The 16,840-nt window shown below is 68.8% G+C and carries 13 protein-coding genes and 1 tRNA gene; 2 read left to right on the forward strand and 12 right to left on the reverse strand.

Going from position 1 to position 16,840, the window contains the following annotated elements; genetic code table 11:
- Positions 1-27: 27 nt before the first annotated feature.
- The 5 genes from rplA to ASC55_RS07360 all read right to left on the reverse strand — a co-directional run bounded on the left by rplA (position 28) and on the right by ASC55_RS07360 (position 2,860).
- Positions 28-717 (reverse strand): 50S ribosomal protein L1, encoded by a 690-nt coding sequence (rplA, locus tag ASC55_RS07340; RefSeq protein ID WP_017829144.1) that lies wholly within the window; start codon positions 715-717, stop codon positions 28-30.
- An 11-nt stretch (positions 718-728) separates the two neighbouring features.
- Positions 729-1,160, reverse strand: coding sequence for a 50S ribosomal protein L11 (gene rplK / locus ASC55_RS07345; protein WP_017829145.1), 432 nt, complete (start codon positions 1,158-1,160; stop codon positions 729-731).
- Positions 1,161-1,388: 228 nt separating this feature from the next.
- Entirely contained in the window at positions 1,389-2,432 is a 1,044-nt protein-coding gene (gene nusG / locus ASC55_RS07350; RefSeq protein WP_055874082.1) for a transcription termination/antitermination protein NusG, read from the reverse strand.
- Between the two features lie 42 nt (positions 2,433-2,474).
- Positions 2,475-2,747 carry a preprotein translocase subunit SecE gene (gene secE, locus ASC55_RS07355; RefSeq protein ID WP_017829147.1) on the reverse strand — a complete coding sequence of 91 codons (273 nt, stop codon included), beginning with the start codon at positions 2,745-2,747 and terminating at the stop codon, positions 2,475-2,477.
- Between the two features lie 40 nt (positions 2,748-2,787).
- A tRNA-Trp gene (locus tag ASC55_RS07360) sits at positions 2,788-2,860 on the reverse strand.
- 195 nt (positions 2,861-3,055) lie between these two features.
- Between ASC55_RS07360 and ASC55_RS07365 the strand changes: the two genes are divergently transcribed.
- Both ASC55_RS07365 and ASC55_RS07370 read left to right on the forward strand, forming a co-directional pair.
- Complete coding sequence (locus ASC55_RS07365; RefSeq protein WP_162243046.1) at positions 3,056-4,879, forward strand: HSP90 family protein; 1,824 nt, start codon at positions 3,056-3,058, stop codon at positions 4,877-4,879.
- A gap of 23 nt (positions 4,880-4,902) precedes the next feature.
- On the forward strand, positions 4,903-7,701 hold the full coding sequence (locus ASC55_RS07370) for a hypothetical protein (RefSeq protein ID WP_055874088.1): 2,799 nt from the start codon (positions 4,903-4,905) through the stop codon (positions 7,699-7,701).
- 6 nt (positions 7,702-7,707) lie between these two features.
- Here the strand turns inward: ASC55_RS07370 and poxB are convergent, their stop codons facing one another.
- From poxB to ASC55_RS07405, 7 genes are all read right to left on the reverse strand, one after another.
- The gene (poxB, locus tag ASC55_RS07375; RefSeq protein WP_017829150.1) at positions 7,708-9,432 is read right to left on the reverse strand and encodes a ubiquinone-dependent pyruvate dehydrogenase; all 1,725 of its coding nucleotides are present in this window, start codon (positions 9,430-9,432) and stop codon (positions 7,708-7,710) included.
- Between the two features lie 62 nt (positions 9,433-9,494).
- Positions 9,495-9,932, reverse strand: coding sequence for a pyridoxamine 5'-phosphate oxidase family protein (locus ASC55_RS07380; protein ID WP_055866816.1), 438 nt, complete (start codon positions 9,930-9,932; stop codon positions 9,495-9,497).
- A gap of 111 nt (positions 9,933-10,043) precedes the next feature.
- Positions 10,044-11,408 (reverse strand): NAD-dependent succinate-semialdehyde dehydrogenase, encoded by a 1,365-nt coding sequence (locus ASC55_RS07385; RefSeq protein ID WP_055874091.1) that lies wholly within the window; start codon positions 11,406-11,408, stop codon positions 10,044-10,046.
- A 56-nt stretch (positions 11,409-11,464) separates the two neighbouring features.
- Positions 11,465-12,931 (reverse strand): NAD-dependent succinate-semialdehyde dehydrogenase, encoded by a 1,467-nt coding sequence (locus ASC55_RS07390; protein ID WP_017829153.1) that lies wholly within the window; start codon positions 12,929-12,931, stop codon positions 11,465-11,467.
- 22 nt (positions 12,932-12,953) lie between these two features.
- Complete coding sequence (locus tag ASC55_RS07395) at positions 12,954-14,501, reverse strand: APC family permease (RefSeq protein WP_017829154.1); 1,548 nt, start codon at positions 14,499-14,501, stop codon at positions 12,954-12,956.
- Positions 14,501-15,385: a universal stress protein gene (locus ASC55_RS07400; protein WP_017829155.1), complete on the reverse strand. Its 885-nt coding sequence runs from the start codon at positions 15,383-15,385 to the stop codon at positions 14,501-14,503. Before ASC55_RS07400 ends, ASC55_RS07395 begins: the two co-directional genes overlap by 1 nt.
- Positions 15,385-16,767 (reverse strand): flavin monoamine oxidase family protein, encoded by a 1,383-nt coding sequence (locus ASC55_RS07405; protein WP_017829156.1) that lies wholly within the window; start codon positions 16,765-16,767, stop codon positions 15,385-15,387. The genes ASC55_RS07400 and ASC55_RS07405 overlap by 1 nt, the downstream gene beginning before the upstream one ends.
- Positions 16,768-16,840: the final 73 nt, after the last annotated feature.

A 16,840-nucleotide genomic window follows, 5' to 3' on the forward strand; every position in this document is an offset into this window, starting at 1 on the left:
ACCCGGGGGCGTTTGTGCGAGTCAGACTCAGATGGAGTTGACGTCCAGCGGGATGCCGGGGCCGAACGTGGTCGACACCGCACCCTTCTGGATGTAACGGCCCTTCGAGCTCGACGGCTTGAGGCGGACGATCTCCTCGAGCGCTGCGCCGATGTTCTCGTTCAGCTGCTCAGCGGTGAAGGAGGCCTTGCCGACGACGAAGTGCACGTTGGCGTGCTTGTCGACGCGGAACTCGATCTTTCCGCCCTTGATCTCCTCGACGGCCTTGGCCGGGTTCGGGGTCACGGTGCCGGTCTTCGGGTTCGGCATCAGACCACGCGGTCCGAGCACCTTTCCGAGACGACCAACCTGGCCCATGAGCTCCGGGGTGGAGACGGCGGCGTCGAAGTTGGTCCAGCCATCGGCGACCTTCTGGATGAGCTCGGCGCCGCCGACCTCATCTGCACCTGCGGCGATCGCTGCCTCGGCCGCGGGGCCGGTGGCGAAGACGATGACGCGGGCGGTCTTACCGGTGCCGTGGGGCAGGATGACGGTGCCGCGCACCATCTGGTCTGCCTTGCGGGGGTCGACGGCGAGCTTCAGCGCGACCTCGACGGTCGAGTCGAACTTCGACGATCCGGTCTCCTTCGCGAGCGCGACGGCCTCGGTCGGAGTGTAGAAACGGTCTGCCTCGATCTTCTCGGCGGCAGCCTTGTAAGCCTTGGACTTGGTAGCCATGATTATTCTCCTCAGCCCTCGACCGTGATGCCCATGGAACGGGCGGTGCCGGCGATGATCGAGATCGCGGCCTCGATGTCGTTGGCGTTCAGGTCAGCCTGCTTGGTCTCGGCGATCTGGCGGACCTGGTCCTTGGTGATCTTCGCGACCTTGACGGTGTGCGGGGTCGCGGAGCCCTTGGGGACGCCGGCGGCCTTCTTGATGAGCTCCGCGGCAGGCGGGGTCTTCAGGACGAACGTGAAGCTGCGGTCCTCGTAGACGGTGATCTCCACGGGGATGACGTTGCCGCGCTGCGACTCGGTCGCGGCGTTGTACGCCTTGCAGAACTCCATGATGTTGACGCCATGCTGACCGAGCGCGGGGCCGATCGGCGGCGCCGGGTTGGCTGCACCGGCGTTGATCTGAAGCTTGATCAGGCCGGTCACCTTCTTCTTCGGTGCCATTCTCTTTCCTTTCATCGAATCGGATGCCGGAGCACCCGCTTCTCCCACAGATCCGGCGTTTCCGGACCGTGGTCGTCTGCGCGCACGCCGAAGCGCCGCACAAACCACACAAGTCTACCCGATCGGGAGACCGTTCGCCGCCGAAGGCCACCGAGCGTGCGGGCGATGCCGGCGGTGACGCGAGAACGGCCGCCCCGAAAGGGACGGCCGTTCTCGTGAGGAGGGGTGTCAGATCATCTTGGTGACCTGGTCGAACGACAGCTCGACCGGGGTCTCGCGCTCGAAGAGGGAGACGAGCACCGTGAGCTTGCCGCTCTCGGGCTTGATCTCGCTGATCGAACCGGGAAGACCCGCGAACGAGCCCTCCTTGATCGTGATGGTCTCGCCGACCTCGAAGTCGACCTCGGCCGGGAGCGGACGAGCGACGGCGAGGCCGCCCTTCGACGCGATGTTCTTGGCGGTGGGGACGTCCTTGACCTCGACGAGCGACTTCAGCATGTTGAAGGCCTCTTCGAAGCGCAGCGGCGTCGGGTTGTGGGCGTTGCCCACGAAGCCGGTGACGCCCGGGGTGTGGCGGACGACCGACCAGGTGTCTTCCGTGAGCTCCATGCGCACCAGCACGTAGCCGGGGATGCGCACGCGGGTGACCATCTTGCGCTGGCCGTTCTTGATCTCGACCACGTCTTCCATCGGGACCTCGATCTGGTAGATCTCGTCCTCGACCTCGAGCGTCGACTTGCGCTGCTCGATGTTGGCCTTCACCTTGCGCTCGAAACCGGCGTAGGAGTGGATGACGTACCACTTGCCCGGGAGCATGCGGAGGTCCATGCGGAAGGCCTCGTAGGGGTCTTCTTCAGCATCCTCGTCGTCGTCGTCCGTCGAGGAGTCCTCGTCGCCCTGCACGTCATCGGCGCCGAGCTCGGGGCCGTCGTACGGGGTGACCTCTTCGGCCGCCGCAGCATCCAGCTCGGCGACTTCTTCGGCCACAGATTCGTTGAGGACCTCAGCGGCAGCCTCAGACTCAGCCGCTTCGTCCAGGTTGAGAGCGTCGTTCACGATCGCGTCCGCCTCCGGGTCGTCGATGTCGATGTCGGTGTCAACCGTGTCATCCTCTTCGCCGTCCTCGTCTTCGACGTGGACCGCGACGTGCTCAGCCGGGGTGACCGAGAGCTCTTCCTCAGCGAGCACGTTGCCCTCCTGGGCTTCGTCTTCCTCGCTGGACTGCTCTGCGGCGGTCGCCCAGTCGGCGTCGTCGGAATATCGTTCAGACACGTTGTTTCTTCTCCATAGCTGCGGTGTGAGCCGCGGGGGTCATCAGCCAGGGATTCCGAACACCCAGTGCGTCACGAACGCGAACAGCGTGTCCAAGCCGTAGACGATGCCCATGACGATCAGAACGAAGACGAGCACCACCCCGGTGAACTTGAACAGCTCCTTGCGAGTCGGGGTGACGACCTTGCGGAGCTCGGCGATGACCTGGCGGATGAACAGGGCGATGCTCCCGAAGAACCGGGAGAAGGGGTTGCCCGTCTTCTCGCGGGTGGCGCCGGCCGCGACGACCTCGCCGCGCGGTTCGTCCTGATCCATCCTGAATGTACCTTTCGTGTGTCAGCGTTGCGCTGACGCGCAGGGCGGACAGGAATCGAACCTGCAACCTGCGGTTTTGGAGACCGCTGCTCTGCCAATTGAGCTACCGCCCTAGAGACCGGGAGGTCTCGGGGTGTTCCCTCCACTCTGCCACCGTGACCGTGATCGGAAGACCCCAGGCATGGCGAAAGAATGCAGACAACAACTGCCCCTCAAGCATACGGCATCGATCCGGTAGTGCCGAACCGGGATCGCGTTGGCGTGTTCTTGTTAGGCTCAGCGAGCGTATGCAGGAGGAGGGAGCGCCGGTGAGCGCTGAAGTGCAGCAGTTCCAGGTGGATCTGCGCGGAGTCGTCGATCTGCTCAGCCGGCACATCTACTCCAGCCCTCGGGTGTACCTGCGGGAGCTGCTGCAGAACGCCCGCGATGCGATCACCGCCCGCCGCGAGGTCGACGGCGGCGGGGGACGCATCCGCATCACCCCATTGACCGCGGAGAGCGGCGAGTTCGTGCTGCGCGACGACGGTGTGGGGTTGACCCTCACGGAGGTCGCCGATCTGCTGGCGACCGTCGGCCGCAGCTCGAAGCGCGATATCTTCGACCTCCCGCGCAGCGACTACCTCGGCCAGTTCGGCATCGGCCTGCTGAGCTGCTTCATGGTCGCCGACACGATCGTCATCCGCTCCCGCAGCGCCCGCGGCGGCGCCTCGGTGGAATGGACGGGCAGCGCGGACGGCACGTTCCAGGTGGCCGAGATCGACGAGGAGCTGCCGATCGGCACCAGCGTGCACCTCGTCCCGCGTTTCGACGCCGACGAGCTGCTGCGCCCCGCGGCGGTGCACGAGCTGGCGACGACGTTCGGGGAGTTCCTCCCGGTGCGCGTGACGATCGACACCGCAGCCGGAGACATCGACATCACCAGGGATGCGCCCTTCCTCGACCCGGCAGAGGATCCCGAGGCGGCCGTGGGCTACGGGCGGGACCTCCTCGGTGCGAGTCCGCTCGACGTGATCGAGCTGAGCGAGCCCGCCACGGGCACCCGCGGCCTGGCGTACGTACTGCCCTTCGCTCCGCCTCCCGGCGCGCGCCAGGCCACGCGCATGTACCTGGGGCGGATGCTGCTCTCCGAGCGCGTGGACGATGTGCTCCCCGACTGGGCGTTCTTCGTGCGCGCCGTGATCGACTCCACCGGCCTCGCCCCGACCGCGAGCCGGGAATCGCTCGTCGAGGACGCGGCCCTCGAACGCGTGCGGGAGCAGCTGGGTGCCGGCATCCGCCGCTGGGTGCTCGAGCTGGGGCTGCGCGAACCGCACCGCCTCGCGCAGTTCGTCGCCGTGCACGAGGTGGGGCTCAAGTCGTTGGTGCGCCACGACGAGGAGCTCGCCCGCTTCATCTCCCGCTGGCTGACCGTCGAGACCACACACGGCACCCTGCGCATCGGCGACCTCGTCGAGCGGTACCCGCACATCCGATACGCGCAGACGGTGGACGAGTTCCGCCAGGTGGCCGGTATCTCCCCCTCCGACGAGGTGCTCGTCAACGGCGGGTACCTCTACGACGCCGACCTGATCCGGATGCTGCCCGACCTCTACCCGCAGGTCACGGTCGAGCAGGTCGACGTCACGGGAGAACTCGACCGGCTCGACCCGCCTCCCCTCGATGACCGCGACGCCGCCGTCGCCCTCGAGGCGCGCGCCGGCGCCGTGCTCGCCGCATCCGACTGCTCCGTCGTCGTGCGCTCCATCGACCGCCCCGACCTGGCCGGGCTCTACGTGGCCGACCCCGAGGTGCTGCGGGCGATCGATCGCGGGCGCACCAAGGGCATCACCGGCGCCCTGTGGGGCGGCGTGCTGGATCGCATCGACCAGACCCTGTCCTCCGCGCGCGAGGACGATCTGCGGGCTCGGCTGTGCCTGAACTGGTCGAACCGCGTCGTGCGCGCCCTGGTGCGCGTGCAGGACGACGCGGTGTTCGCCCGCACGGTGCAGCTGCTATACATCCAGGCGCTGCTCGCCGGACACCACCCGCTCGCCGATGCCGACAGGGCGCTGATGACCAGCGCCCTCGCCGACCTCGTCTCACTCTCGGCCGGTCTGGAGGGGGACACCATCCCCTTCGGCGACGCCCGCTGAATCCTCCCCGAAAGGTTCCGTCCATGGCACGTCCGAAGAAGCGCTTCCAGCAGCTGATCGAGGAGATCGATCGCACCCCCTGGGGGCCCGCTGAGCAGGCCCTGGTCGCCGAGGCCGTCGCCCTCGCCGTGGAGATCGGCGACGAGCGTCTCGAATACGAGGCACGGATGCGTCAGACGGCGTCGGCGAACATGAACGGCGCGACCGACGTCATGCTCAATTCGTTCGCATGGTGCCTCGCCCACCACGACGCCGACCCGCAGCGCTTCCCCGCCGACCTCGACAACGGCGGCGCCGACCTGATGTGGCAGTTCAAGTGGATGGCGTCGTCGCTGCGGTCCTCCCCCGCGTTCTCGCAGGAGCAGATCGCCGCCGTGCTCGACGACATGGAGTCCCACTACCGTGCGGCGGGCCTCGGCGTCAGCGGCGTGCTCACCGCCCGCTTCGAAGATGCCTGGGATGCGGGCCGCATGGATGAGGCCGAGGCACTGCGGGTGCAGCTGGAGGCCACGCCGCGCGACGAGCACAGCCACTGCGACGCGTGCGGGCGCAGCCAGATCGCCGGTTTCTTCGCCGACACCGATCGCGACGCGGAGGCGATCGTCCTCGTCGAGGAGATGATCGAGGGCGGCTTCTCCTGCGGCGAGGAGCCGGAGCACGCCCTCTCGCGCGTGCTGCTGCCCTACCTGCGCGCCGGACGCCTGGATGAGGCGAAGACCGCGCACCTGCGCAGCTACCGGCTGGCCAAGGACAACCCCGACAACCTGCGCATCGTCGCCAACAACATCGTGTTCGCGGCCGTCACCGGCAACGAGGCCCGCGCTCTGGCGCTGGTCGAGAAGCACATCGCGTGGCTCGCGCACGACGGGCTGAACGTCGACGCGCACTTCGCGGCCCTCGCCGCCCTCGCCGTGGCGCTCGACCGGGTCACCGCCGTCGGGCACGGCGACACCCCGGTGCGCGGTGCGGAGTCGGCAGCCCTCGTCCCCTTCTTCGGCGAACACGATGGCGCCTGGAGCGCCGCCGACCTCGCGGCCGCAGCGTGGGCCGCCGCCGAGCGGATCGGAGCGGGCTTCGACGGACGGGACGGGACGGACGGCCACGCGCGCAGCCTCGAGCGGATGCGCGCGCTCGCGGACGAGCAGTACGACGTGCCGATCCGTTCGGATGCCTTCGTGGCCCCCGCCCCCACCACCACTCCTGTGGACGCGGATGGCTGGTTCGAGCGGGCGATGCAGCTCGCGCAGTTCGGTGCGGAGCACGAGACCCTCGAGGCGCTGCCCCACGCCCTCGCGGTCGAAGACCCCGCCAAGCGCGCGCAGCTGCTCTCGATGCGCCTGGGGATCCTGATCGCACTCGATCGCGCAGAAGAGGCCCTGCAGCTGCTGCCGGAGCGTGTCGCCGCGCTGCGGGCGGCCGGCCGTGACGCGCAGGCCGATCTGGAGGAGCGCATCGGCCTTGCCACCTTCGGCCTGAACACCCCGGAGACGACCGCCGCGCTGGAGGAGGAGATCGGCGCATCGGACGACCTCCCCGCCTGGACACGCGGCGACCTCGCCATCAGCCGTGCCGCCCTGCACCTGCAGTCCGGCGAACCCGACGCCGCGCTGGATCACGCCGAGGTGGCCGCACGGTCCTTCGCCGAGGCCGAAGACACCCGGCTGACGAACACCACGACGCTGCTGGCGATCTCCGCCGTGCTGAGCAAGGGCGACCTCGAAGCGGGAAGCGCACTGCTCGACCGTCTCCTCGCGCAGGACGACCTCAGCACCGGCCACCGGGCGCAGGCGCTGCAGACCCGCGCACGTGTGCGCGGCGGCGGCAGCGCCTACGTCGAGGGCGCGGTCGACGCCGATGAGGCCTGTCGGCTGCTCGCCGAGCTGGGGGCGACCCGCGCTCTCGGCGACGCGCACCTGCTCGCCGGCGCCCTCTGGGAGGACGCGGACGAGCCGGAGAAGGCCGTCTCGCGCTACCGCCTCGCCGCCCGCCTCGGAGGCGAATCGGGAGGCGACACGACCGGCCTCGACTTCCGTCTGGCGCGCGCCATGCTGCGTGTCGGCGATGCCGAGGAGGCCGCTGAGCTCTTCGGCGACGTGCTGCAGCGCGAGGAAGAGGCAGAGGTGCCCGCCGGCTCCCGCGCCATGACCGCATCGATGCTCGCACGGGCTCTGAGCGCGGCCGGTGAATTCGGCCAGTCCGTCGGCGCGCACGGCTACGCCTCCGAGCTGTTCGGACAGGCCGAGGAGCACGCGGATCAGGCGATGTCGATGACGGAGCAGGCCAAGATCCTCGCGCGCTTCGACGAGCACGACGACGCGATCGCCCTGCTCGAGTCCGCGACCGAGATCGTGCGGCGCGCGCCCGATGCCGTCGGCGCCCTCACCGAGGTCCTGCACAGCCTCGGTCAGGCCTACGGCGGGCGCGGCGACGAGCGGGCGTTCGGCCTCTTCGACGAGGTCGCCGCTCTCGCACAGCAGCACGAGGCCGGGTGGCTGCTCGCCGATGTGACCGACTCGCGGGCGCGTGCCCTGGCCGAGCTCGGCCGTGTCGACGAGGCGGTCTCGGCCGCCCTCACCGCGGCCGACGGCTTCGCGGCACTCGGCGACGTCGGATCCGCCGGAGGGTCAGAGCTGTTCGCGGCTCGTGTACTCGTCGGCAACGACCGCGCAGCCGACGCCGTGCCGGTCTACCGCAGCGCCATCGAGCACGCGGGTGGCCACCCGCCGCTGATGCAGGTGGCTGCCCTCGAGCTCGGCAACGTGTTCGAGGCGCTCGGTCGGCACGGCGAGGCCGCCGAGATCCGCGCGCAGCTGGAGAGCTGAGCTGACTCAGAACAGCTGACGCCAGTTCGCCTTCGCGAGGTCGAGGAGCTCGTCGCCGCGCCCGGACATGACCGTGCGGATCGCGTAGAGCGCGAAGCCCTTGACCTGGGCGGCCTCGATCGCGGGCGGCATGGAGAGCTCCTGGCGCTCGGTCACCACATCCAGCAGCGCGGGGCCGTCGTGGGCAAGCACCTCGCGCACGGCGTCGGGGAGGTCCTCGCTGCGCTCCACGCGGCGCGCGAAGATCCCCATCGCCTCGGCGATCGCGGCGAAGCTGGGGTTCTCCAGCCCCGTCCCGTAGGTGACGAATCCGGCCGCCTTCATCTCGAGTTCGACGAAGTTCAGCGACGAGTTGTTGACCACGATCGTCTTCACGGGCAGTCGGTTCTGCGTCAGGGTGAGCAATTCACCGAGCATCATCGAGAGACCTCCGTCTCCGGCCAGTGCGACCACCTGACGGTCGGGATGCGCGGCCTGCGCCCCGATGCCGTGCATGAGCGCGTTGGCCATGGAGCCGTGGGTGAAGGAGCCGATCAGGCGACGGTTCTCGGTCATCGACAGGTAGCGGGCGGCCCACACGGTGGGCGAGCCCACGTCGGCGGTGAAGATCGCGTCATCGGCCGCGTGCTCGTCCAGCAGACGCGCGAGGTACTGCGGGTGGATGGGGCGATCGCCCTTGGTCGGCACCGCCAGCTCGTCGAGCTTCTTGCGGGTCTTGCGGTAGTGGGCCGTGGCGTCGTCGAGGTGCGTGCGGTCTTCCTTCCGCGCCACCCGCGGCAGCAGCGCCTCGGACGTGGCGCGCACGTCACCGACCAGCCCCAGATCGAGCGGATGCCGCTTGCCGAGCTGAGCGCCGCGGATGTCGACCTGGATGGTCGTGGCGTTGTCCGGGTAGAACTGCTCGTACGGGAAGTCGCTGCCCAGCACCAGGAGCGCATCGGCCGCCTCCATCGCTCGGAAGCCCGAGGCGAAACCGAGGAGCCCCGTCATCCCGACGTCGAAGGGGTTGTCGTACTCGATGAACTCCTTGCCGCGCAGCGCGTGCACGATCGGCGCGCCCAGCTTGTCGGCGAGCGCGATCACCTCGTCATGCGCGCCTTCGACGCCCGCTCCGGCGAGGATCGTGACGTTCTTCGCCGCGTTCAGCAGCGTCGCAGCCTTCTCCAGCTCGGGCGCGCTCGGCACGACCACCGGGCGAGCGCGCTCGATCACGACGGCCCGGTCGTCGGCGATGTCGGCCAGGGCGACATCGCCGGGGATCACCAGCACGGCGACGCCGCGCTCCTCGATCGCGGCGCGCATCGCGATCTCCATCAGTCGCGGCATCTGCTTCGGGTCGGCGACGTACTCGACGTAGACGCTGCACTCGCGGAAGAGCTCCTGCGGATGCGTCTCCTGGAAGTACCCGGTGCCGATCTCGGTGGTGGGGATGTGCGCGGCGATCGCGAGCACGGGAACGCGCGAGCGGTTGGCGTCGTACAGGCCGTTGATCAGGTGCAGGTTGCCGGGCCCGCAGGATCCGGCGACGACGGCGAGCTCCCCGGTCGTGGCGGCATCGGCTGCGGCGGCGAAGGCCGCGGACTCCTCATGCCGCACGTGCACCCATCGGATCGTGCCGTCCTTGCGCAGCGCGTCCGTGAAGCCGTTCAGCGAGTCTCCCGGGATGCCGTAGACCCGGTCGATCCCGTTGGCGTGCAGAGTCTTGACGATGTTCTCAGCGACGTTTGCCATGCTTCGACCCTACGCCCGGGTCCGGGGGGCGAGGCTCGTCCTGGCCCGCCGCGGAGGGTCGGTCAGTACTCCTGAGGACCGTCGAGCTCCGGCTCGGCACTGCGACGGAACGCCCGTCCCGAGACCGACGTGGGGGCGATGCGCACGTACACCCGCTTGACGGTGGGGATCCACGGACGAAGCCCCGCGGTCTCCGCCCGCTGCACGTCGGCATCCGACTCCAGCGCCGTGGCATACCCGCGGATGATCACGCTCCAGGCATCGGTGTCGGTGTGGTCGTCGACCTCGAACAGCACATCGGTGTTGACGGTCAGCTCGAACAGCTTGCTGCCGGGCGCTGTGCGGAACAGGATGCCTTCGCCGTCGACCACGTAGTTCACCGGGAAGATGTCGATCGTCTCGCCCACATGGGTGACGAGTCTTCCCAGTTCCTGCGTGCCGAGCAGCTCCCAGCTCCGGTCGGAGGTCAGCATCTCGATGGGGTCGGTGTGCGCGCTCATGTCGCCATTGTCTCCCACTCGGTGTCCTCACCGACAGGGCATCCGTCACGCGATACGAGGCGGGCACGCGAACGGCCCCTCGCGCTGTGCGAGGGGCCGTTCGTCGTACGCTCAGCCGATGCGGATGAGCTTCTTGTTCACGAACTCGTCGGCGGCCAGGTGACCCAGCTCACGGGCGGTTCCACTGCGCTTCACGCCACCGAACGGCAGCTCCGGGCTGTCGGCCAGCACGAGGTTGACGTAGACCATGCCCGCCTCGATCTTGTCGGCGACGCGCGCGGCCTGCTCGGCATCCTTGGTGAAGACGTAAGAGCCGAGACCGAAGGTGGTGTCGTTCGCGAGTTCGACCGCCGCATCCTCATCCGCCACGCGGTAGACGACAGCCGCGGGACCGAAGAGCTCCTCGCTGTACACGTTCATCTCGGGCGTCACATCGGCCAGCACGGTCGGAGCGAAGAACGCGCCGTCGCGGGTGCCACCGGTGAGCAGCGTGGCGCCCTGCTCGACAGCCTGATCGATCTGCTTCTGCAGGTTGACCGCGGCCGTCTCGGACGCGACCGGCCCGAGGACCGTGTCATCGAGCATGGGGTCGGTCGCCGTGACCGCCGCCATCGCGGCCGTGAACTTCTCGACGAAGGCGTCGTAGAGCTCGTCGACGACGATGAAGCGCTTGGCCCCGTTGCACGCCTGCCCGTTGTTGTCGAGACGGGCGTCGACGCCGGCCTGCACGGTCGCGTCGAGGTCGTCGGTGGAGAGCACGATGAACGGGTCGGAGCCTCCCAGCTCCAGCGCGACCTTCTTGAGGTTGCGGCCGGCGATCTCGGCGACCGCCGCGCCGGCGCGCTCCGAACCGGTCAGCGAGACGCCCTGCACGCGCGGGTCGGCGATCATCGTCGCGATCTGCTCGTTCGTGGCGAGCACGTTCTGGTACGCGCCCTTCGGGAAGCCGGCGTCCTGATAGATCTTCTCGATCGCGCTCGACGACTCCGGGCACTGCGGTGCGGGCTTGAGCAGGATCGTGTTGCCCACGATCAGGTTGGGAGCCGCGAAGCGCACGATCTGATACGCGGGGAAGTTCCAGGGCATGATGCCCACGAGCGGGCCGAGCGAGGAACGGCGGATGATGGCCGACCCCTCCCCCAGGATCGCGATCGGCTGGTCGGCCATGATCGACTCCGCCTGGTCGGCGTAGTACTCGGCGATGTCGGCCGCGAAGTCGACCTCGCCGAGGGCGGCCTCGCGGGGCTTGCCCATCTCGCGCACGAAGATGTCGGCGAGCTCTTCACGGCGCTCGCGGTGCAGCTCTGCGGCACGACGGACGAGAGCCGCGCGTTCGGCGACCGTCGACGAGCGCGACCACTCGCGGTGGGCCTCGTCGGCCGCGGCGAGCGCCTCGTCGATCTGGGCGTCCGTGAAGGTGTCGAAGGACGCCAGCGTCTCTCCGGTGGCGGGGTTGATGACGGCGTAGTCGGTCATGACTTGTCCTCTCTTTGGTGGTGCGGGGCCCGACGACGCGGGCCCCGCATCGGAATTCAGGAGACCGGGATCAGCGTGTACTTGGTGGACAGGTACTCGTGGATGCCCTCGAAGCCGCCCTCGCGTCCGACGCCGGACTGCTTGACGCCACCGAAGGGTGCGGCCGCATTGGAGACCACGCCCACGTTCAGACCCATCATGCCCGTCTCGAGCCCGTCGATCATCCGCTGACCGCGCTGCAGGTTCTCGGTGAAGACGTAGGACACCAGTCCGTACTCGGTGTCGTTCGCGAGACGCACGGCCTCTTCCTCGGTCTCGAAGGTCGCGATCGCGAGCACCGGTCCGAAGATCTCCTCGCGGAGGATCGCGCTTCCGGCGACGACGTCGGTGAGCACGGTGGGCTCGTAGAACGTGCCCGTGCCCTCGAGGGCCTTGCCACCGGCGAGCAGCGTCGCACCGCGACCGACCGCATCGTCGACCAGCTCGCCGGCCTTGGCGACGGCGTCCGCATCGATGAGCGGTCCGATCGCCACGCCGTCCTCGGTGCCACGGCCGATCTTCATGCCGTTGACGCGCTCGGTCACGCGCTTGGCGAACTCGCCCGCGACGTCCTTGTGCACGATGAAGCGGTTGGCCGCCGTGCAGGCCTGGCCGATGTTGCGGAACTTCGCGGCGAGCGCGCCCTCCACGGCCTTGTCGAGGTCGGCGTCGTCGAACACCACGAACGGCGCGTTGCCGCCGAGCTCCATCGACACGCGCAGCACGCCCTGCGCCGCCTGGGCGATGAGCTTGCGGCCGACCTCGGTCGAGCCCGTGAAGGAGAGCTTGCGCAGACGCGGGTCGGCGATGATCGGCGCCGACAGCGCGCTCGACTTCGAGGTCTGCACGACGTTGACGACGCCGGCGGGGAGGCCGGCCTCTTCGAGCAGCTTCGTGAAGTACATCGTGGTCAACGGCGTGAGTGCCGGGGGCTTGATCACGACGGTGCACCCGGCCGCGAGGGCGGGGGCGATCTTGCGCGTTGCCATCGCGAACGGGAAGTTCCACGGCGTCACGAAGAACGACGGTCCCACCGGGCGCTGCGAGACGACCATGTGGCCGGTGCCTTCCGGGTTGATCCCGTAGCGACCGCTGATGCGCACAGCCTCCTCGCTGAACCAGCGCAGGAACTCGCCGCCGTAGCCGACCTCGCCACGCGCCTCGGCGAGCGGCTTGCCCATCTCGAGCGTCATGAGCAGTGCCAGGTCTTCCTTGTGCTCCTGCACGAGGTCGAACGCACGACGGAGGATCTCGCTGCGCACGCGCGGAGCCGTGGCCGCCCAGCCGTCCTGAGCGGCGACCGCGGCGTCGAGGGCACGGATGCCGTCGGCGGGCGTCGCATCGGCGATGGTGCGGATGACGGCACCGGTCGCGGGATCCTGGACGTCGAAGGTGCCGCCGGTCTCGCCGTCGATCCACTGACCGCCGATGAAGAGGCCGGTGGGGATGCTGTCCAGGAGCGCCTGTTCGGTCTGAGTGCTCATGATTCTCTTTCTGTGGGGAGGGCTAGGAGCGCTTGCGTCGGCTGGGCGGTGCGTCGATGCCCAGTGTCTGTCCGCGGAAGAATGCGGGCCGTCGGACCGCGTTCCAGATCATGACGACGATGCCGACGACGATGATCAGCATGCCGAGGATGAAGACGATGCCGACCCCGCCGATCTGCGAGCCCGAGCCGTAGGCCGGGTCCATCGAGTCGATCAGCGTGGTGAAGAACAGCACCGCGAGGATCGAGCCGCCGATGAGCGGGAACAGGAACGTGAAGAAGACGTTCCGCGCCGAGTCGAACCACTGCTTGCGGAAGTACCAGACGCACGCGAAGGCGGTGATCCCGTAGTAGAAGCAGATCATCATGCCGAGCGTGAGGATGGTGTCCCACAGCGTGTCCTCGCTCACGATGCGCATCACGGCGTAGAACGCCGAGGCCACCACGGCCGAGACGATGGTCGCGTACCCCGGGGTGAAGAAGCGGGGGCTGACCTTCGCGAACGACTTGGGCAGTGCACCGTAGTGCCCCATCGCCAGCAGGGTGCGCGCCGGTCCCACGAAGGTGGACTGCAGCGACGATGCCGAGCTGGTGAGCACCGCGAGCGACACGAGGAACGCGAGCGGGCCGAGGATCGGGCCGGAGAGGTGGAAGAACACGTTCTCCTGGATGTCCTCGTTGCCGAGACCCAGCGCGCCGGTGCCGACACCGGCGAACATGATCATGGCGACGGCGAGCAGCAGGTAGAGCGAGACGATCATCAGCACCGTGACGGTGGCCGCGCGACCCGGGGTCTTCTCCGGATCCTTGGTCTCCTCGTTCATGGTGAGGGTGACGTCCCAGCCCCAGAAGATGAAGATCGACAGCGACAGTCCTGCAGCGACCGCGCTGAAGGACGAGATCGCGAACGGGTTGAACCAGTTCAGATCGAACGGCTGGTAGTCGAAGCCGTTACCGCTCACGGCCTGCACGATCGCCGCGCCTGCGAAGAAGAGCAGCACGAGGATCTGGAAGCTGACGAGCCAGTACTGCAGCTTCTGGGTCGTCTGCATGTCGCGATAGGAGATCCACGTCGCGCCGAGCATGAACAGCAGGCACACCCCGATGTTGATCCAGGTGACGCTCGCGAGGCCGGCGATGTCCGGGTTGCCGGTGATCTGGGAGATCAGCAGGAACAGGAAGTCGACCGCGATGCCGGCGAGGTTGGACAGGACCAGGATCGTTGCGACCACCAGGCCCCAGCCGGCCATCCAGCCGACCCACGGACCGAAGGCGCGTGCGGCCCAGGTGAACGAGGTGCCGGAGTCGGGCATCCGGTTGTTGAGCTCTCGGTACCCGAAGGCGACCAGGAGCATGGGGATGAAGCCCACCAGGATGATCGCGGGAATTTGCGACCCGACCGTGGAGGCCACAGGCCCCACAGCGGCGGTGAACGTGTAGGCGGGCGCGATGCACGAGATGCCGATCACGACCGCGCCGATGAGGCCGACCGTTCCGGCGCTCAGGCCCTTGGTGGAGATCCCGGTCGTGACACCGGATTCGGGCTCCGTCGCCCGGTTGGTGCTGCTCATCAGCGTTCTCCTGCTTCGTTGCGGGTGCGCGGGACGACGATCATGGGGACGGGCAGCTCGTGCAGCATCTTCGCCGCCGTGGAGCCCAGGAACAGACGACGAGGCTGTGCCAGCCGGCTGGAGCCGACCAGGACGACCTCACCGGGAAGCCACGAGAGGTTCGCGACCGCGTCTTCGACGCTGTCTCCCGGAGCCTTCTCGACGGCAGCGGTGCGTCCGTCCGGAAGCTTCTCGGTCGCCATCGCGAGGACTTCCTGCCCGTGGGTGTCACCGACCGTGCGGATCGCGCCGGTGTCGAGCCCGGGCGGCACATCGAACGGCACGAGCGAGACGAGTCGGAGATCGACTCCGCTGTCACCGGCGAGGGCGACCGCCTCGTCGAGCAGCGCGTCGGCTCCCGGCCGGGAGCCGACGGCGACCGTGACGCGCGGGAGGACGTGATCGTCCTGCAGGGCGGTGCCGGCGGGAGCCAGCGCCACCGGGATGGTGGACGAGTGCAGCAGCTCCGACGCGACGCTTCCGAGTCGGTGCCGACCGAAGATGCCGCCGCCCGCGGCGCCGATCACGATCACGCGGGCTCCGAACTCCTCACCGGCGGCGATGAGCCCCTCGGCGAACGATTCGGAGAAGCGGACGTGACCGCTGCGGGTCAGCTCCTGCGGCAGCCGGACGACGGCGTCGGCGAGCCACTTCTTCGCCTGCGACCTGATGTGCTCCTCGTAGGCACGCTCCGGCGGGACCGCGGCGTTGCGCGTGCCCTCGTTCGGCAGCACGATCACCAGGTGCACGGTGGCCCCGAGGCTTCGGGCGATACGCGCGCCCAGCGCTGCGGCATCCGCTCCCGCATCCGTCGCCGTGTAGCCCACGACGACCGAGCCGGTCATCAGCTGCCGCTCTCGACAGCGCCGGCGTCGCGACTGGCGTCGACGATGTTGGAGGCGACGAGGTGTCCCATGCGGATCGCGCCGTCGACGTGCTGGTATCCGGCACCGGCCATGTCGCTGCAGGCGAAGTGGATCGGACCGACGGCCGTGCGAAGGTCGGCGCCGTAGCGGTGCAGGCCGCCCATGTCGAAGCTGGCGGCGTAGGCGCCGCGCGTCCACTCCTCGCTGCCCCAGTCGCTCTCGTAGTAGACGACGGGGTTCTTGGCCTCGGGGCCGTAGTAGTGCGACAGCGACTCGAGGATCCGCTCCTTGCGCTCCTCGGCCGACAGCTCGAACACGCCGTCGGCGTTGGCGTCGGACACGAAGCCCACCAGGGTGCCGCGCTCGTCGCCGTGGTTGGTGTTGTCGTAGGCCTCGTGCGAGAGCTCGTAGGGGCTGAACGCGGTGCCGCTGAGGCCCTGCTCGCGCCAGAACGGACGGTCGTAGACGGCGTGCACCTTGATGACGAAGCCCATCGAGAGGTGCTGGTGCAGCTGATGCTGGCGACGCGGCAGCGGCGGGTCGAACGAGATACGGCTGTACAGCACGGGAGCGTGCGCGAGGATCGCGTGGCGAGCGCGCACGGTGAGCTCGTCGGTGGTGGCCACGACGCCGGCGTCCGACCACTCGAGGCTGCGCACCGGCTGGTTCAGCAGCACGTCCTGACCCAGGCGCTCGGCCAGGCGCAGCGGAACCTGCTGCAGACCCCCGACCACGCGCTTGTCGAGGATGAAGTCGGCGTCGACGAGGTTCGAGTAGGAACCGGCGGATGCGGCCATCAGCAGCGACTGCAGCAGCGAGAACGAGTGCGTGGGCTTGGTGAGCATCGCGGAGCCCGTGGCGAAGGCCAGGTTCCGCACGGCCTCGTCGTCGTCGGTCTGCGAGCGCAGCCAGGCGTCCCAGGTGATGGAGTCCCACTCCGCGGCGTTCGGGTGCTCCCACGGCCGGTCGGGGTCGATCTCGGCGACCAGCGCGTCGAGGATCCCGGTGATCCGTGCGATCACGGCCTCGGTCTCGGCGGAGACGGGGAACATCTCGCCGGTGAAGCGGTGCGTCTTCCCGTCGGGGCCGACGTAGACGCTGTCGCCCTCGCGGTAGCGGCTGTAGGTCTCGAGCCCGAGCTCTTCGATCGTCTCCTTGAGAGCATCCTGATCGGGCGAGACCCACTGGCCGCCGATCTCGAGCATGGCGCCGTCGATGACGTCGGTCCACAGGCGCCCGCCGACGCGGTCGCGGGCCTCCAGCACGGCGACCGACAGGCCGGCCTTGCGCAGGTCGTTCGCCGCCGTGAGCCCTGCGGCTCCGGCACCGATGATGAGTACGTCGCGGGTGATCTCAGACATCTGCAACTCCTTCGTTGGGTGAAGTAGTGCCGGTCGCGACCCGAAATCCCCCGATTGGGGTCGCGACCGGACA

Source organism: Microbacterium sp. Root322, assembly GCF_001425645.1.
GTDB lineage: Bacteria > Actinomycetota > Actinomycetes > Actinomycetales > Microbacteriaceae > Microbacterium > Microbacterium maritypicum.